The organism is Stenotrophomonas sp. ATs4 (assembly GCF_051861585.1).
Lineage (GTDB): Bacteria > Pseudomonadota > Gammaproteobacteria > Xanthomonadales > Xanthomonadaceae > Stenotrophomonas > Stenotrophomonas maltophilia_AS.
In genome coordinates this window covers 141,365-158,530 of record NZ_JBLYPK010000011.1, presented here as the reverse complement: position 1 = coordinate 158,530, position 17,166 = coordinate 141,365, and the positions used below count along the sequence as shown (strand labels likewise).

Sequence of the window (17,166 nt, the reverse complement as noted above, 5' to 3'; positions counted from 1 at the left end):
ATGGGGCGCCTTTCCGTTCACCACGCCGGGGCGTGGATCATTCCGATTCCCACCACATCCAGAAGCTGTCCCACAGGCGCTTGAAGAAGCCCGCCTGCTCGACGGCAGCCACCGCCACCAGCGGCGCTTCGGCGACCAGCTTGCCATCCAGCATCACCTTCACGGTACCGATCTGCTGGCCGGCGGTGAACGGTGCTTCCAGGGTCTTGGGCACATCGATGCTCGGCTTCAGGTCGTTGTAGCGGCCGCGCGGCACGCTCACCAGCATCGGCTGGGCCACGCCCAGCTGCACCTTGTCGGTGGTGCCCTTCCAGACCTTGTGCTCGGCCACGGCCTTGCCCGGCTCGTACAGGCGGTGGGTTTCGAAGAAGCGGAAGCCCCAGTTCAACAGGGCCAGGCTGTCATCGGCGCGCTGCTTTTCCGACTGGCCACCCAGGACCACGGCCACCAGTCGCTGGTCACCACGCTGGGCCGAACTCATCAGGCAGTAACCGGCTTCCGAAGTGTGGCCGGTCTTGATGCCGTCCACGCTGCCATCGCGCCACAGCAGCAGGTTGCGGTTCGGCTGCTTGATGGTGCCGACCTGGAATTCCTTGATCTTGTTGTACGCGTAGGTTTCCGGGTAATCGCGCACCATCGCACGGCCCAGCAGTGCCAGATCGTAGGCGCTGCTGTGGTGACCCGGAGCGGTCAGGCCATGGGCATTCACGAAGTGCGAATTCTTCATGCCGATCTTGGCCGCATAGCTGTTCATCAGCGAAGCAAAGGCTTCTTCGCTGCCAGCCACATGCTCGGCCAGGGCGATCGCGGCGTCGTTGCCGGACTGGATCGCCATGCCCTTTTCCATGTCTTCCAGGCGCGCGGTCTGGTTGACCGGGAAGCCACTGTAGCTGCCATCGGTGCCGGCGCCACCTTCGCGCCAGGCGCGCTCGCTCATCATCACCTGGTCGTCCGGGCGCACCTTGCCGTTCTTGACCTCGGCGGCGATCACGTAGGACGTCATCACCTTGGTGATGCTGGCCGGGGCCAGCTGTTCGTTGATGTTTTCACCGGCCAGCACCTGGCCGGTGGCGTAATCCATCAGCACCCAGGCCTTGGACACGCTGGGCGCGGGCGCCGGCGGGGTGGCAACGGTGGCCGGGGCGGCGGCGGCGGCGGCAGGCGTCGGCGTGGCCGGGGTCGGCAGCGGCGTCTGGGCGGAGGCCAGGCCCACCACCAGGGTGGCGGCCAGGGCGGTGGCGGCGGAACGGAAATTCATTGGACAGCAGGCTCCAGGGGACGGCCGGGAATGGAGGGTGGAACGTAACGGCCATTGTAAGGCCGGGGGAACGTGGGCCGGCAGCACCGGTCCGGGCGGATCAATCCTTGACGATCTGCGGTGAACCCAGGCCCAGACCAGCGATGCGGCCGGCAAGTTCCGCGGCACTGGCATGGTCGCTGGCGGGAACGCGCAGGCGGAACAGGGTGCGGCCACCGGCGGCGATGTCGCTGATGGTCGCGCCGACGATACCGGCAGCGTTGAGCTGGCCCATCGCACGGTTGGCATTGTCGCGGCTGGAGAAGCTGGCGACCTGCACCATCACCGCGCCCACCACCTGCTGCGACAGGCTGGGGGCGGCTGGCGTGGTCGATGCGCTGCGCACCGGTGCCGGCGCCTCCGCGCGCGGAGTGGTGCTGGCCACGACAGCCGCAGCGGGCGCCGTGCTGCGCACCGGTGGCGCACTCGGCGGCAGGCTGCTGACCGCCACGTCCGGCAGGGTGCTGGCTACGCCCTGGGTAGTGGCCGGCTGGCCGCGCGCGGGCGCGCCATCGGGTGGCAGGCGCTTAACCAGGCGATCGATGTCGCTGTCGGCGACGGCAGCTGCGGCCGGTGCCGGGCGCGCACCCGCCACCGAGGTAGCAGCTGCCGCTTCGGCGGCACGACGCTCGCGGCGCGACGGCTTCTGCGCCATCAGGTTGCTTTCGCCCGGCTGCAGTGCGCGTACTTCCACGTTGCCGGTGCCGCGCTGGGTGATGCCCAGGCGCACGGCGGCGGCATAACTGAGATCTACCACGCGACCGTCATGGAACGGACCACGGTCGTTGACGCGCACGATCACCGATTCGCCGTTGTCCAGGTTGGTCACGCGCGCGAAGCTGGGCAGCGGCAGCGTCTTGTGCGCAGCCGTGAACTGGTACATGTCGTAGACCTCTCGATTGGAGGTCAGGCGGCCATGGAACTTGGCGCCGTAGTACGACGCGGTGCCACGTTCGACATAGTTGCGGGTGTCGTCGAGCACTTTGTAGGACTTGCCCAGCACCACGTACGGCGTCTTGTTGCCGATCGCCGAGCGATCTTCCGCAGTCACTTCCGGCTCGGGGATGCAGGCCACGTTGGGAATGTAGTCTGGCGTACTGTCACGCACGCCCGGCTTGTACAGGCCGCCGGCGGTGTAGTTGCCGCGGGTATTCATGTCTTCCTTGGCTGCCGCATAGGGCGAACCCTCCGGGCAATGCGCCGGGCGTGAGCCACGGCCCTGCACCAGCGTACCGCTGCTCTTGCCGCCATGGCCGGCCGTGGTCGGCTTCTTCGGCGCGCTGCTGCAGGCAGCCAGCGCGAGGACGATCAAGCCTGGGACCAGCCATCTGATGTTCATGCCGGGGGCAGCTCCTGTCCGGCAATGGCCTGGGACAGCTGGAACACGGCCATCGCGTACATCTTCGAGAGGTTGTAGCGGGTGATCGCGTAGTAGTTCTGGAAGCCCAGCCAGTACTGCTTGCCGGTGCTGCCTTCAAGGGTGATCGGCGTGGCAGTGGCACCCGGCTGTACGGCGGCGCTGGGCTGGTAGCCGCGCTGTGCCAGGTCGGCCAGCGACCAGGTAGGCATCCACTCGGTCGGGTTGAATTCCTCGCGACCCGCGGCCAGCGTTGCCGGCACGGCCACCTGGCCACCGCGCACCCAACCGCCCTTCTTCACGAAGTAATTGGCGATGGACGAGAACACGTCGTCGTAGCTGGTGAACAGATCACGGCGGCCATCGCCATTGCCGTCCACGGCGTAATCCAGATAGCTGGACGGCATGAACTGGCCCATGCCCATCGCACCGGCGTAGCTGCCCTTGAGCGTGGTGATGTCCAGCTTCTCTTCGCGTCCCAGCTCGAACAACTTGGCCAGTTCATCGCGGAAGAACAGTTCGCGGCGCACTTCGCGCTCCAGCTTGGCCGGGTCGCCGCTGCGCGGGTAGTAGAACGCCAATGTGTACAGCGCATCGAGCACGCGATGGCTGCCGGCATTCTTGCCGTAGCTGGTTTCCACGCCGATGATCGCCACGATCACTTCGGCCGGCACCCCGGTGCGCTGCTGCACCCGATCCAGTTCGGCACGGTGCTGCGCCAGGAACGCGCGACCGCCATCGATGCGTGCCTTGCTGATGAACATCGGCCGGTATTCGTTCCACGGTTTGACCCGTTCGGCCGGGCGCGACATGGCGGCGATGATCGGCTGGCGCACCTGCGCCTGGTCGAGCACGCTGCTGATCTGCTCCGGCTTCAGGCCGTAGCGTTTGGCGGTATCGGCAATGAAGCGGGCGCGTGCGACCTCGAACGGCACTGGAGTGAGATCGACCGGCGGCGCGGTGGCAGCGGCGGCTTCAGGCGCGGCCTCAGCCGGGCCCTGCGCTTTGGCGGCAGGTTGGCGCGGCGTACTGCTGGCCTGGGGCGAAGACGGCGGGGACTTCGGCTGGGTCGCGCAGGCGACCAGGCCGAGGGTGAGCATGCAGGCCAGAGTGCGTCGAATCATCGTCGCAGGTTAGCAGGTCATGGATGAATTAAAACCCCTAACACCATGAATCACAACGATTTGCCTGCGAGCAGCGGGAATTGTGAAGACGTCGTGATCCCACTTCCCCATTCAGATAGAGGCTGCCGGTTGCGTCCCCATCCCCGCAGACGCAACCGGCGACCGGATCCGGTCGGTACCTGCGCGGCTGCCGCTCCCCAGTGGCAGTACCCCGCGCTCCTTGTACCCGTTGGATCAGTACTGCTTCCCGCCCGGCGCCCCCTGCGCTGCATCGGTTGACGGCGCCTGTGCCGAACGGGCCGCCATTGTGCAGGCCGATTACGACAAGTCCATTGATCAGGATCAACGCGCTGTAAAAGTGTGAACCAGCTAACGTTTTTTGCGGACTTTGATCAGCGGGCGTGTGGCGGCGCGGCGCACTGAGAACGCTTTCACAACGGGCGTTGCGCAGAGTCGGGAAGTTTCCAGCCAACGGCGCAGCCCCTCGTGGGTGGTGCCGGGTTGGTCGCTGAAAGCCGGATTGCTGAGGGCTGGCCGGGTGGGTGGGTAGCGCGGGGACGCCGTAAACCCGTCCATGGGGGCTTGGCCGCGGCATCCATGCCGCGGACACCCCGCACTACCCACCCACCCGGCCGCTGACAGTTCACGGGTGTTCTCCACCCACGGAGAAGAAAAAGAAGATCAAAAGCAAAAGCGGACTGACGAGTCGCTTCATTGCCTTGTGTAGTGCCGAAGGCAGCGGCAGGAGCCGCTGCCAACGTCGACCATGGCGACGGCGCGAAGGGTGCCGGTCAGGGCGACCGGCATAGCCATGCTCGGCTCACGAGCAAGCGCAGCGCCGCGACCCGCATTTGATCTTCTCTTTCTTCTCTGTGGGTGGCAGACCTCCGAAATCTGTCAGAGGACGGTCGGGTTGGGTACGCGGGGGTGTCAGCCGCATGGATGCGGCTGCCAAGCCTCCAGGGACGGATTCACGGCGTCCCCCGCGTACCCAACCCGACCGGCCCACCCGCGGCTTCTGCTTTCCGCGACTACCCAGACACCACCCACGAGGGGCTGCGCCGTTGGCTGGAAACCCTATCCCCCGTGCACGGGGCGGTGCTCACGTACCGCCATCACCAAGCCGATGCCGGCCAGCAACGAGACCGCCGATGTCCCGCCATAACTGATCAACGGCATTGGAATGCCCACCACCGGCAACAGGCCGGAAATCATTCCACCGTTCACCAGCACGTAGACGAAGAACGCCAGCCCCAGGCTGCCGGCCAGCAGCCGTGCATGGGTGTCGCGTGCGTGCACCGCGATCCACAGACAGCGCCCGACCACGAACAGGTACAGCGCGAACACGGTGGCCACGCCGATCCAGCCGAATTCCTCGGCCAGCACTGAAAATGCGAAATCGGTCGTGTACTCGGGCAGGAAATCCAGCGTCGCCTGGGTGCCCTGCCCCCAGCCGCGCCCCTGCCAGCCACCGGAGCCGATCGCAATGCGCGATTGCAGGATGTTCCAGCCGGTACCGAGCGGGTCTGCGGCCGGGTCAAGGAACGTCAGCACCCTGTCCTTCTGGTACTGCCGCAACAGACCGAACCACGCCAGCGGCGCGGCCACCGCCAGTCCCGCCGCGCCCGTAGCCACCCAGCCCCAGTGCAGGCCGGCCAGCAGCAGCGCGAACACGCCGCTGGCAGTGACCAATGTGGCCGTGCCGAGGTTGGGCTGCATCAGGATCAGCACCGCCGGTACACCGATCAACACCGCAGCGGTCAGCACCGTGCGCGGCGACGGTGGCAGCGGCTGACGGTGCAGGTACCAGGCCATCATCAGCGGCAGGCTGAGCTTGAGCAGCTCGGACGGCTGCAGGTAGAAGACGCCGAGGTTGAGCCAGCGCTGCCCGTACTTGCCGGTGCCGATGACGTACACCGCCATCAGCGGCAGCATCGACAACGCGTACAACGCCGGTGTCCATGCGCGCAGGCGCAGCAGCGAGACACGCGACAGCAGCCACATGGCCAACAGGCCACCGGCAAAGCGCGCCGCCTGCCCGACCACCGGGCCGGACACGCTGTGCAGCACCGCCAGGCCCGCGCCCATCAGGATCAACAATGCGACCAGCAACGGCAGATCGATCGTGCGCAGCGCCTCGCGGCAGCCGCCAAGCATTCGTTTCCATTCCACGCGTGCCACGGTAGCAACGGGCGCTTGCGTGAAGCTGTCAGGGCGCTGCTGCTTTTGTAGAGTCGAGCCATACTCGACTGGCTGAGGTAGCGCCGGGCCATGCCCGGCGGCGGGCCGCCCGATGGGGTCAGAGCCCTTTTCCCATGGAAAAGGGATCCGACCCCGATTCCGGACTCAGCCGTAGCCGCCGTGCACCGGGTTGTGGCTGCGCACCGCCATCACCAATCCGAAACCGGCCAACAGCGAAACCGCCGAGGTACCGCCGTAGCTGATCAGCGGCATCGGCACGCCCACCACCGGCAGCAGCCCGGAAATCATCCCACCATTGACCAGCACGTAGACGAAGAACGCCAGCCCGGTGGCACCGGCCAGCAGGCGCGAATAGGAATCGCGGGACTGGCTGGCGATCCACAGGCAACGCCCGATCACCACCAGGTACAGCGCCAGCACGGTGGCCACGCCGATCCAGCCGAATTCCTCGCTCAGCACCGAGAACGCGAAGTCGGTGGTCTGCTCGGGAATGAAGTTCAGGTGTGACTGCGAGCCCTCGCCCCAGCCCTTGCCATCGAAGCCGCCGGAACCGATGGCGATCTTCGACTGGATGATGTTCCAGCCGGCGCCCAGTGCGTCCATCTCCGGGTCCAGGAACATCATGATGCGATCCTTCTGGTACGGACGCAGCAGCCAGAACCAGGCCACCGGCGCGACTGCGGCCACCCCGCCCACGCCCAGGCCGATCCACCACCACGGCAAGCCGGCCAGCAACAGCACGAACACGCCACTGGCGGCGATCAGCACGCCGGTACCGAAATCCGGCTGCAGCATCACCAGGCCGGTGGGCACGCCAATGATGACCAGGGCAACCAGCACGGTGTTGAAACGCGGCGGCAGCGGCATCTTGTGCAGGTACCAGGCCACCATCATCGGCAGGCTGACCTTCAGCAGCTCGGCCGGCTGCAGGTAGAAGAACTTCAGGTCAAGCCACTGTCGGCCGTACTTGCCAGTGCCAAGCACGAACACCGCCAGCAACGGAATCATCGAGATCGCGTAGATCATCGGCGTGGCCGAGCGGATGCGCAGGATCGGCACCCGCGAAATGCCCCACAACGCGGCCATGCCCACTGCGAAACGCGCGCCCTGGGCCATCACCAGGCTGTCGCCGCCCGCACTCTTGAGCGTCGCCAGGCCGATCAGCATCAGCGCACCCAGGGCCAGGCACAACACCCAGTCCAGCGTGCTGAAGAAGCGGCGAAGCATGTCGCCGGCCCAGCGCAGGAAGACCTTCATCGTGCGGGCTCCGCAGTGGTCGGGCGTGGCGTAGCCGGCAGCGCGGCGGCGGCCGGGGGACCCGGCTGCGGTGCAGGTGCCGGTTCCGGCGCGGGCACGCCGACCAGCACTGGGGGCTCACCCACCTGTGCGGCGGCGAGGTCGCCAGCCTGGCGCGCACCAACGTCTTCGTTGTCGAACGCGGTGGCACCGATGGCGGTGGTGCCGCGCTCGCTGTCCAGCGGCTGCATGCCTTCAGGCATTTTGCCCAGCAGGTAGGCGTCAAACACCTTGCGTGCGATCGGCGCCGCCGCGGCGCCGCCGTAACCACCACCTTCCACGGCGATCGCAATCGCGATCACCGGCTGGTCGACCGGCGCAAAGCCGACGAACAGCGCGCGGTGGCGCAGGTGCATCGGCAGGCTCTTCGGGTTCACTGCCGCCGTGCCCTTGCGGCTGACGACCTGCGCGGTACCGGTCTTGCCGGCCATCGTGTACGGCGCGCCGGCCGCCATGCGGGCCGCGCTGCCGCCAGGCAGCATGGTGGCCATCATGCCTTCGCGCACCGCCTGCAGGTTGTTCGGGTTCGGGCTGACCGGCTTGCTCTCGCCCGGGTCGGTCGCCATCCAGTCATGGTCGAACCCTGCACGTTGCTGGATGACCAGGTGGGGCGTACGCAGCTGGCCGTTGGCCAGCCCACTGACGCCCCGCGCCAGCTGCAGCGGGGTGACCTTCCAGTCGCCCTGGCCGATGCTGATGTTGACCGTGTCGCCGGGGTACCAGGCTTCCTTGCGGCTCTTCCGCTTGTAGGCCGGCGACGGCAGGATGCCGCCGATCTCGCCGGTCAGGTCGATGCCGGTCGGCTGGCCGAAGCCGTAGTACTCCATGTAATGGTCGAAGCGCTCGACGCCCAGGTCCAGCGCCAGCTTGTAGTAGTAGGTGTTGACCGACTGCGCGATCGACTTGCGCAGGTCGGTCCAGCCATGGCCGCCGCGGTGCGAATCGCCCCAGCCGCGCGAGGTGCCGGGCAGGTAGAACATGCCGGTGGACAGCACCTTGTCTTCCGGCCGGCGTACGCCCGAATCCAGGCCGGCCAGGCCGATCAGCGGCTTCAGGGTGGAACCGGGCGCCACGCCACCCAGCACCAGGCGGTTGAACTGCGGCCGCGAGGGATTGTCGTTCAGCGCTTTGAAGTCGGCATGGGAAATGCCGTTGACGAACAGGTTGGGGTCGTAGGACGGCAAGCTGACCATCGCCAGCACTTCTCCGGTGCGCGGGTCCATCGCCACTGCAGATCCTTCCTGCTCACCGAAGGCAGCCACCATGGCGCGCTGCAGGTCCGCGTCGATCGACAGCCGCAGGTCGGCACCGGACTGCGCGGCGACCCGGCCGATGGTGCGGATCGCACGGCCCTGCACGTTGGTCTCGACCTGTTCGTAGCCAATCTTGCCGCGCAGCTGCTGCTCGTAATAGCGCTCCAACCCGGACTTGCCGATGTGGGTCAGTGCTGCGTTGCCCTCGCCAAGGATCTCCAGATCCTTTTCATCGACGCGGCCGACGTAGCCGATGATGTGCGCGAACAGATCACCATAGGGATAGCGCCGGGTCAGATAGGGTTCCAGCTCCACGCCCGGGAAACGCCAGCGATCGACGGCGAAGCGCGCCATCTCCTCATCGCTCATGCGCAGCTTCAGCGTGACCGGCAGGAACTTGCGGCGCGCCTTGCGCGACTTGTCGAACGCTTCCAACTCTTCCGGGCTGATGGTGATGATCTTCGCCAGCCCTTCCAGGGTGGCGTCCATGTCCTTGACCTTGTCCGGGGTCACGTCCAGGCGGAAGGCCGGCACGTTCTCGGCCAGCAGACGGCCGTTGCGGTCGTAGATCATGCCGCGCCCGGGCACCACCGGCCGCGGCTTGATGCGGTTGGACTCAGAGCGGGTCGCGTAGAAATCGTGGTCCAGCACCTGCAGCTTGAAGTACCAGCCACCCAGGCCCAGCAGGCAGACCAGTACGCCAAGGAAGCCCAGCGCCGCGCGGCGGCGGAACTGCTCGGCTTCGGCGTGCGGGTTCTTGACCTGGCGGCGCGGAATCATGGCTCAGCGCCCGCGCTTGCCGAAGCGCACCGCGTCCAGCAGCACGAACACCAGCGGCCACAGGCCCATGCCCAGCAACGGTGCCCACCAGTACGACCACGGCAGGGTCGGTTCACCCACCAGGATGTGAACCAGCGCACTGACGATGCGGTCGTTGAACAGCAGGCCGCCGATGGCCAGCATCTGCTGCGACATCGGGAAGAAACGGATGCGGGCGCGGAAGCGCTGCAGGATGAAGGCCAGCATCACCAGCCGCAGTGCCTGTTCGCCGAGCACGCCGCCGTAGAGCAGGTCGGCGATGACGCCGCTGGCAAAGGCGATGCCCAGTCCGACGCGCTCGGGCGCCTCAATAACCCAGTAGGCCAGCACCAGCGCCAGCCAGTACGGGCGCAGCGGCTGCAGCAGTGCAGGCAATGGCAGCAGGCCCAGCAGCAGCGCCACCACCAGGCTGGCCGGCAGCACCCACGGGTTGTCGCGCAGGCGGCTCATCGCGGGGCCTCCGGCGTGGTCGGTTGCCGGCCAGCGGCCGGCACTACCGGGGCAGCAGGATCAAGGGAGGATGCGGGGGCAGCCGGCTTCGCCGAAGACGGAGTCGGTTGCCCGCCAGCGGCCGGCACTACCGGAGCGCTTGGCGTCGGCGCAGGCGCGGTCGCGGTCGCGGTCGCGGTCGCGGCCGGCACGGTGGCGCCGGTGGCCGGGCCACCCGGTGCGGTCTCTTCCAGCTGCAGGCGCAGTTCCGGCGGAATGCGGATCGCCGCACCCGGACGCAGCAGCAGCACATCGCGCCCACGGTCCAGCTGCGCCGCCGGCTTCAGTTCACCAACCAGGAAGGCATGGGTGTCGTCCGGGCGCAGGCCGGTGATGGTGCCGACCGGGAAGCCTGCCGGGAAACGGCCGCCGAGGCCGGAGGTGACGATCTCGTCGCCCACCTCCACGCCGGCACTGAGCGGGATGTCGCGCAGCTCCAGTGTGTCGCCACGGCCGTAGACGATCAGGCGCACGCCGTTACGCGCCACGGTGACCGGTACCGCGTGGTCAGGGTCGGTCAGCAGCAGCACCGTGGACGTGCTGCCGGTGACGCTGATCACCTGGCCCATCAGGCCGCCAACATCGATCACGGCCTGGCCGACGTGCACGCCTTCACGGCTGCCGGCATCGAGCACCAGGCGCTGTTTCACCGGGTCCAGGTCGATGTCCAGGATGGGCGCCAACTGCACGTCCAGGCCACTGCGCTCGGCCACGTTCAGCAGTTCGCGCAGCTGGGCATTGTCCAGCGCGGCGGTCTGCAGGCGGGTCAGTCGGGCGTTGGCCAGCAGCAGCTGGTTGCGCAGTGCGCGGTTCTCGGTCACCAGCTGGCTGTGGCTGGCCGCAGAGTCCTTGACCTGGTTGCCGAGCTTGCCGGGCAGGCCGGCCAGTGCCCACACCGGCTGCACCAGGCTGTTGGCCTGCCCGCGCAGGCGCGCCAGCCACCCGGCCTGGTCGTCAAGCACGATCAGGGTGATGGCCAGTGCGAGATAAGCCAGCAGCCGCAGCGGGCTGGCGGCATCACCGGATCGGGAAGCGACGGGAGGTCCGGCGTAGGGCGGCACGGCAACGATTCAACTGGCAGAAGGCGGAGGGGAAACACACGGGCGCCCCGCCGGTGCCGACCCGCCATGGTGGCGGGCCGCACCCCGGAGGGACGCTGCGGGCGCAAGCAGCCGGGACGGCTTATTCCGGCGCAAAGAACTCGTTGCCGTGCATGTCGACCAGTTCCAGCGCACGACCGCCACCGCGGGCCACGCAGGTCAGCGGGTCGTCAGCCACCTGCACGTGCAGGCCGGTCTCCTCGGAAATCAGGCGGTCCATGTCGCGCAGCAGGGCGCCACCACCGGTCAGCACGATGCCGCGCTCGGCGACGTCGGCGCACAGTTCCGGCGGGGTCTGTTCCAGGGCCAGCTTGACCGCGCTGACGATGCCCGACAGCGGCTCGTGCAGAGCTTCAAGCACTTCGTTGGAGCTGATCTTGATCATCTTCGGCACGCCCTCGGCGAGGTTGCGGCCGGAGATTTCCATCTCGATCGCTTCCGCCTGTGGGTAGGCACAGCCCAGTTCGACCTTGATGCGCTCGGCGGTGGCTTCACCGATCAGCATGCCGTGGTTGCGGCGCACGTAGTTGGTGATCGACTCGTCGAAGCGGTCGCCGCCGATGCGGACCGAGGCCGAATAGACGATGCCGTTGAGCGAGATGACGGCCACTTCGGTGGTGCCGCCGCCGATGTCGATGACCATCGAACCACGGGCTTCGGTGACCGGCATGCCGGCGCCGATCGCCGCGGCCATCGGCTCTTCGATCAGGAACACGTCACGGGCGCCGGCTTCCTCGGCCGATTCCTTGATGGCGCGGCGCTCGACCTGGGTCGAACCGGCCGGCACGCACACCAGCACGCGCGGGCTCGGGCGCAGCACGCGCGACTTGTGCACCTTCTTGATGAAATGCTTGAGCATCGCCTCGGTGTAGGTGAAGTCGGCGATGACGCCGTCCTTCATCGGGCGGATGGTGGTGATGTGGCCCGGGGTACGGCCCAGCATCTGCTTGGCCTCGGCGCCGACGGCTGCCACCGAGCGGGTACCACCGATGGCGCGATCCTGGCGCACTGCGACCACCGACGGCTCGTTCAGTACGATCCCCTGCCCGCGCACGTAGATGAGGGTGTTGGCCGTGCCCAGGTCGATGGACAGATCGTTGGAGAACATGCCACGGAGTTTCTTGAACATCTGAGGAAGGAGTCCTGAGGGGTGTCGTGCCCGCCGCGGGATGGCGAAAAAATGGGCAGAAATCGAGGCCGACAAGCCTAGCAACCCGCCTGCCGCCGAGCAAGGAAAAAACTAGCTGAACCCGCGCCTTGACAGGCTTTCGGCCCGATCGGGCATCACCCGGTTCTGGCCCTGAGCGGCACCAGCGGGTAACCTTTGCGCCGTCGGGCGCCCAAGGGCGCCGTTTGCTTGCCTGCTGAACCGGGCCGGCCCACCCCAAATTCACCGCATAGGCTTACATCGATGTCCGCTCTGATCTGTGGTTCTCTTGCCTTCGACACCATCATGGTGTTCCCGGACCAGTTCAAGAATCACATCCTGCCGGACAAGGTGCACATCCTGAACGTGTCCTTCCTGGTGCCGCGCATGCGCCGCGAGTTCGGTGGCTGCGCCGGCAACATCGCCTACAACCTGCATCTGCTGGGCGGCCACCCCATCCCGATGGGCACCGTGGGTTCGGACTTCGGCCCGTACCGCGAGTATTTCGAAGGCCTGGGCATCGACCTGGCGCGCGTGCGCGTGATCGATGAGCTGTTCACCCCGCAGGCGTTCATCACCACCGACCATGACAACAACCAGATCACCGCCTTCCATCCGGGCGCGATGATGCGCTCCTACGAGAACCACGTGCGTGGCGTGCCGGGCGTGACCCTGGGCCTGGTCGGCCCGGACGGCCGCGAGGGCATGATCCAGAACGCGCAGGAATTCCACGAAGACGGCATCCCGTTCATCTTCGACCCCGGCCAGGCCATGCCGCTGTTCAACGGCCCGGAACTGCGCGAGTTCATCGAGCAGGCCGACTACGTGGTGGTCAACGACTATGAGTCGAACCTGCTGCAGGAGCGCACCGGCTGGGACGAGAAGGAGATCGTCAGCCGGGTCAAGGCCTACATCACCACCCGTGGCCCGAAGGGCGCGGTCATCCATACCCCGGAAAAGAGCTACGACATCCCGCCGGCGCACGAGCGCCGCGTGGTCGACCCGACCGGCTGTGGCGACGCGTTCCGCGCCGGCCTGATCTACGGCATCCAGAAGGGCTACGACTGGCTGACCATCGGCCGCATGGGCAACCTGATGGGCGCACTGAAGGTCGAGCATCCGGGCACCCAGAACCAGCGCTTCACCTTCGAAGAGTTCAACGAGCAGTTCAAGCAGCAATTCGGTTACGCGTTGAACGCGTAATCGAATTGCCCGCGCAACTGAAGGGAGCTTTTCGCCCGGTGCGGTGTGGGGAATGCTTCTGGTAGGTGTCGACCTTGGTCGACACTGCCGGCCAGCGGCCGGCACTACAACGCCGCCCTGCCCTTCCAGCTCAGGGCTTGGCTTTCTCCGGCAAGCGGTACAGCTCTTTCTCGTAGGCCAACGTGCCCCACATCGCATAGGCATGTGCACGCCGCGCCAGTTCCGGTTTCAGCGGCTGCGGCTGCAGTTGATCGGCGGCCGGGTCGTAGCGGAAGCCCTGCGCCGGCTTGTCCGGCTGCAGGATGGCCACGTCGTTGCCCTCCATCCATGCCAGGTTGCGGTCGTACTGCATCAGCGCGCGACCGGGCTGCAGCCGCCGCATGTCGGTCAGGTCCTGGCCGACCATCGGTGTGGGATCGGCGATGCCCAGCAGCGACAGCAGCGTCGGTGCCAGATCAATCTGGCTGACGATGCGGGTATCCCGGCGCGGTTCGATGCCTCCGCCAAGGATCAAGCCCGGAATATGGAAGTTGGCGATGGGCACCATGTCCTTGCCGAACACGCGTGAGTCATGGTCGGCCACCACCAGGAACACGGTGTTTTCCCAGTACGGTGAGGCCATCGCCTTGCGGAAGAACGCTCCCAACGCGTGATCGGCGTACTTGGCGGCGTTGTCGCGGGTCTGCTTGGGCTGTTCGTACAGCTCGATGCGGCCGTCGGGAAACTCGAACGGATCATGGTTGCTGGAGGTGAACACCAGGCCGAAGAACGGCTTGCCCTGTGCGTTCAACTGCTGGAACTGCTCGTCGGCGCGATTGAACAGATCCTCGTCCGAGGCTCCCCACGAGCCGACGAACGCCGGCGAGCGGTAGTCCTTGCGATCCACGATGCGGCTGAAGCCATTGGCGAGGAAGAACTCGCGCATGTTGTCGAAGTGGCTCTCGCCGCCGTAGTAGAAGCCGGTGTCGTAGCCATGCCGGCCCAGCACATCGGCCAGGGTGAAGAAGCGCTGGCGGGTGGCGGGCAACTTGACCACCGATTCGGCCGGGGTCGGCGGGAAGCCGGTCAGCACCGCTTCGATCCCGCGCACCGAACGCGTACCCGTGGCATACAGCCGCTCGAACGCCCAGCCCTGCTTGCTCAGTCGGTCGTAATGAGGCGACAGCGGGCGCCCGCCGAGGCTGCCGATGAACTGCGCGCCGAGGCTTTCTTCCAGCACGATCACCAGGTTGCGGGGCTTGCCCTGATGCAGTGGCGGACGCAGTGCCAGGCTGGGCAACGCCTCGGACACATACGCCGATGCCGGCAGACCGCTGGTCGCGCGCAGTTCGTCGACAACCTGCGCCAGCGGCAGCTCGCCGTAGATGCGCGAGGTTTCGCTGCGGGCGGCCAGCTGGCGCGCCGCATAGCCCACCGTGTACAGCGAGTTGAGTGGCAGCACGTTGATGGTGGGGTCGGTGGAGAACGCCACCAGCGCCGGATTCAGCGGCCGATGGCCGAGGCTGGAACGCACACCCATCGCCGCCAGCAGCAGCACCAGCACGGCCAACGGTACCCGCCAGAGCCAACCGGCTTCTGCCACCGTCGTCGGGCGCCGTTCCACCCAGCGACGCGACCCGCGCAGCAGCGCCCAGCACAGCACGATCACGGCCACGACTTCGATCACCACCGCCAGCAGATGCCCCCGCAGCAGTGTCATCCCCACTTCTTCGGGATAGATCAGATACTCCAGGAACAAGCGGTTGGGCCGCAGGCCGTACTCGGCCATGAAGCTTGGCGTGGCCAGCTCCATGAACACCAGCAGCACGCTGGCCACGATCAGCCACCCGCGCAGGACATGGCGCCAGGCCAAGCCCAGCCGTCCTTCAACCGGCAACAGCAACGCCAGCACCGCGGGAATGCCGAAGAGCAGGCACAGCGTGGACACGTCCACCCGTACCCCCTGCAGGAACACCGTGGACCAGCCGTCAGCGGCACTGACCCGCGCGGCATGCCACAGCGCCAGCCCCAGCCGTGACAACGACAGGGCGACCAGGCCAAACAGGAAGAAGGCGGCAATCGGACACAGACGCCGGTACAGCGACAGCAACACAGCTCGAGGCATGAAAGGAATCCAGGAATGGAACAACGGAGACCCTTGCCGCATCCCTGGCAGCGGGCCACATCGACCAACGTGTTACCTGACACCATTTCCAGCGCAGCGGATCGCACGCCAACACCGGTGCAACGCTCGCCACCGGCCCGACCAGGCCGCGACAGTCTTCGGCAGCGGTTCCCCAACCGCCCCCAGCCTCAGCTCCGGCCGGGCGTTCCGCCAGACAAGGTCCAGCGCATCGATCGCGCACAATACACTGTGATGACCGTCTACTTCGACGGCTTTCGACATCTGGACCGTTTTCCCCCGCCCGACAAGGCGCGCAGAGGGCACCCCGCTAGCGTTGCCAGCGCTCCAGCACGGCCGTGCAATCGGCCAGGTGCCAGCAGGCCATGTCCGGCCACGGGTTGTCCGGAGCATTGACCAGCAGGGTCCGCGTGCCCGCGGCCCGGCCACACTCCAGGTCGAAGCGGTAATCGCCCACCATCACCACCTGCGCCGGATCCACCTGCCAGCGGCCTGCGAAGTACTGCAACCCGGCAGGTGAGGGCTTCGGGTCGGCCTCGTCACGACCAATGATGTCGTCTTCGGCAAACACATCGCCCAGCCCGATCGCCTGCAGCGTGATCTGTGCCAGGTTGCGCACGTTGCGGGTCAGGATTCCCAGCCGACAGCCTGCTACCTGCAGCGCGCGCACCAGCGCCACCGCTCCAGGCGCGGGCACGGCGGCGGCGGCCAGTTCGCGCTCATGGGCCAGCAACCAGGCGTGCTTGAGGCCGGCCTCCGCCGCGGGCAATCCGGCAAGGTGAGTGAGGATGTCGTCCTGCGCCGGGATCGCCAGTTCGCGCTTGATGCGTGCGAAATCATGCATGGCCACGGTCAGCGTGCCGTCCATGTCGAACACCCAGTGCCGGATCGTCGACAACGCCGGTGCCTCCACCGGCACCGCCAGGGTCATCGCCACCACGCCGGCATGCGGCTGGCGTCGATGCCACCGGTCTCGAACACGGCAGTGCGCGTGCCACCGGCTTTGACCGGGAATTCGATGCTGATCGACTTGCCCTTGGCTGCCAGCTTCCACAGCGCCTTCTGGTCGGTGATGAACAGGGCAATGGCTTCATCGGTCTTCGGCCGCCACGCCGCCATCGAGATCGGCTTGCCGTCGTCCACGGTCACCTTCACCGTGCACTGCGGGCAGCGGAAATCGCCGGCCTGCAGCACCAGATAGGCATGCCGCTTCCATTCGGGGTGGTCGCGGAACACCAGCTGCACCGGCTTGGCGCCGCTGCCATCCACGTCCACCCGTTCCTTGCTGTAGATCTGCGCCGAAACCTGGTTGCCCTTGCTGCCCACCGGGATCTGGTTGTACTGCCACAGCGCCTGCATGCGGCGCAGGTCGCGCGCGGCATCGCCCTTGGCCTTGACCTCGTCGAAGCCTGCGGCGATGCGCTCGGCGGCGGCGGTGTCCTTGTACTGGTCCAGCAGCGAGGCACCCTGCAGGCGCGCGCGCTCCCAGTCCTGCGCGGCCACGGCCATGTCGTACTGCTTGGCCACGTCTTCGGCCTTGGCTTCCTTCTGCGCCTGCACGGCGGCCGCTGCGGCTTCCTGCGCCTTGCGCTCTTCCTCTGGGTTGCTGCAGGCCGCCAAGGCGAGCGTGCAGGCGGTGAGCAGGATCAGTCGTTTCATGGCGGAGGTCCTTTGCGGGTGCGATTGCGATTCTATCGGCAGCGAAAAGCGGATACAGCAACGGCGGGTTTCCCCGCCGTTGCTGGTGAAGCAATGAC

The 17,166-nt window shown here is 66.9% G+C and carries 13 protein-coding genes; 1 reads left to right on the top strand and 12 read right to left on the bottom strand.

All coding sequences use genetic code 11. From position 1 onward, the window contains the following. Window positions 1-37 precede the first annotated feature (37 nt). The 9 genes from ABR323_RS18970 to ABR323_RS18930 all read right to left on the bottom strand — a co-directional run bounded on the left by ABR323_RS18970 (window position 38) and on the right by ABR323_RS18930 (window position 12,066). Window positions 38-1,258, bottom strand: a complete 1,221-nt coding sequence (locus tag ABR323_RS18970) for a D-alanyl-D-alanine carboxypeptidase family protein (RefSeq protein ID WP_065724669.1) — start codon at window positions 1,256-1,258, stop codon at window positions 38-40. 100 nt (window positions 1,259-1,358) lie between these two features. After that, entirely contained in the window at window positions 1,359-2,636 is a 1,278-nt protein-coding gene (locus ABR323_RS18965; RefSeq protein WP_439450403.1) for a septal ring lytic transglycosylase RlpA family protein, read from the bottom strand. Beyond that, complete coding sequence (gene mltB / locus ABR323_RS18960; RefSeq protein WP_135275129.1) at window positions 2,633-3,778, bottom strand: lytic murein transglycosylase B; 1,146 nt, start codon at window positions 3,776-3,778, stop codon at window positions 2,633-2,635. The genes ABR323_RS18965 and mltB overlap by 4 nt, the downstream gene beginning before the upstream one ends. Before the next feature lie 1,077 nt (window positions 3,779-4,855). Then, entirely contained in the window at window positions 4,856-5,935 is a 1,080-nt protein-coding gene (rodA, locus tag ABR323_RS18955; protein ID WP_439450402.1) for a rod shape-determining protein RodA, read from the bottom strand. Window positions 5,936-6,124: 189 nt separating this feature from the next. Then, window positions 6,125-7,237 (bottom strand): rod shape-determining protein RodA, encoded by a 1,113-nt coding sequence (rodA, locus tag ABR323_RS18950; protein WP_439450401.1) that lies wholly within the window; start codon window positions 7,235-7,237, stop codon window positions 6,125-6,127. After that, a complete protein-coding gene (gene mrdA / locus ABR323_RS18945) occupies window positions 7,234-9,309 on the bottom strand; it encodes a penicillin-binding protein 2 (RefSeq protein WP_439450400.1) in 2,076 nt (691 codons plus the stop codon). The genes rodA (ABR323_RS18950) and mrdA overlap by 4 nt, the downstream gene beginning before the upstream one ends. 3 nt (window positions 9,310-9,312) lie before the next feature. Then, on the bottom strand, window positions 9,313-9,798 hold the full coding sequence (gene mreD, locus ABR323_RS18940) for a rod shape-determining protein MreD (RefSeq protein ID WP_021204559.1): 486 nt from the start codon (window positions 9,796-9,798) through the stop codon (window positions 9,313-9,315). Beyond that, window positions 9,795-10,898 (bottom strand): rod shape-determining protein MreC, encoded by a 1,104-nt coding sequence (gene mreC, locus ABR323_RS18935; RefSeq protein ID WP_439450399.1) that lies wholly within the window; start codon window positions 10,896-10,898, stop codon window positions 9,795-9,797. The genes mreD and mreC overlap by 4 nt, the downstream gene beginning before the upstream one ends. Before the next feature lie 121 nt (window positions 10,899-11,019). Further along, entirely contained in the window at window positions 11,020-12,066 is a 1,047-nt protein-coding gene (locus ABR323_RS18930; protein WP_439450398.1) for a rod shape-determining protein, read from the bottom strand. Window positions 12,067-12,348: 282 nt separating this feature from the next. Here ABR323_RS18930 and ABR323_RS18925 point away from each other — a divergent pair, with 282 nt between their 5' ends. Continuing rightward, window positions 12,349-13,287: a carbohydrate kinase family protein gene (locus tag ABR323_RS18925; protein ID WP_135275134.1), complete on the top strand. Its 939-nt coding sequence runs from the start codon at window positions 12,349-12,351 to the stop codon at window positions 13,285-13,287. Between the two features lie 130 nt (window positions 13,288-13,417). Here the strand turns inward: ABR323_RS18925 and ABR323_RS18920 are convergent, their stop codons facing one another. From ABR323_RS18920 to ABR323_RS18910, 3 genes are all read right to left on the bottom strand, one after another. Then, a complete protein-coding gene (locus ABR323_RS18920) occupies window positions 13,418-15,391 on the bottom strand; it encodes an LTA synthase family protein (protein WP_439450397.1) in 1,974 nt (657 codons plus the stop codon). A 328-nt stretch (window positions 15,392-15,719) separates the two neighbouring features. Continuing rightward, window positions 15,720-16,340 (bottom strand): HAD family hydrolase, encoded by a 621-nt coding sequence (locus tag ABR323_RS18915; RefSeq protein ID WP_439450407.1) that lies wholly within the window; start codon window positions 16,338-16,340, stop codon window positions 15,720-15,722. Then, window positions 16,337-17,068: a hypothetical protein gene (locus ABR323_RS18910; protein ID WP_439450396.1), complete on the bottom strand. Its 732-nt coding sequence runs from the start codon at window positions 17,066-17,068 to the stop codon at window positions 16,337-16,339. The genes ABR323_RS18915 and ABR323_RS18910 overlap by 4 nt, the downstream gene beginning before the upstream one ends. Between the last annotated feature and the right edge of the window lie 98 nt (window positions 17,069-17,166).

What these genes read in the sequence shown, in the direction of transcription:
- ABR323_RS18910 (WP_439450396.1), bottom strand. Translation starts at nt 17,068, where the DNA reads ATGAAACGACTGATCCTGCTCACCGCCTGCACGCTCGCCTTGGCGGCC.
- ABR323_RS18920 (WP_439450397.1), bottom strand. Translation starts at nt 15,391, where the DNA reads ATGCCTCGAGCTGTGTTGCTGTCGCTGTACCGGCGTCTGTGTCCGATT.
- mreD (WP_021204559.1), bottom strand. Translation starts at nt 9,798, where the DNA reads ATGAGCCGCCTGCGCGACAACCCGTGGGTGCTGCCGGCCAGCCTGGTG.
- mrdA (WP_439450400.1), bottom strand. Translation starts at nt 9,309, where the DNA reads ATGATTCCGCGCCGCCAGGTCAAGAACCCGCACGCCGAAGCCGAGCAG.
- rodA (WP_439450401.1), bottom strand. Translation starts at nt 7,237, where the DNA reads ATGAAGGTCTTCCTGCGCTGGGCCGGCGACATGCTTCGCCGCTTCTTC.
- ABR323_RS18925 (WP_135275134.1), top strand. Translation starts at nt 12,349, where the DNA reads ATGTCCGCTCTGATCTGTGGTTCTCTTGCCTTCGACACCATCATGGTG.
- ABR323_RS18930 (WP_439450398.1), bottom strand. Translation starts at nt 12,066, where the DNA reads ATGTTCAAGAAACTCCGTGGCATGTTCTCCAACGATCTGTCCATCGAC.
- rodA (WP_439450402.1), bottom strand. Translation starts at nt 5,935, where the DNA reads ATGCTTGGCGGCTGCCGCGAGGCGCTGCGCACGATCGATCTGCCGTTG.
- ABR323_RS18970 (WP_065724669.1), bottom strand. Translation starts at nt 1,258, where the DNA reads ATGAATTTCCGTTCCGCCGCCACCGCCCTGGCCGCCACCCTGGTGGTG.
- mltB (WP_135275129.1), bottom strand. Translation starts at nt 3,778, where the DNA reads ATGATTCGACGCACTCTGGCCTGCATGCTCACCCTCGGCCTGGTCGCC.
- ABR323_RS18965 (WP_439450403.1), bottom strand. Translation starts at nt 2,636, where the DNA reads ATGAACATCAGATGGCTGGTCCCAGGCTTGATCGTCCTCGCGCTGGCT.
- ABR323_RS18915 (WP_439450407.1), bottom strand. Translation starts at nt 16,340, where the DNA reads ATGACCCTGGCGGTGCCGGTGGAGGCACCGGCGTTGTCGACGATCCGG.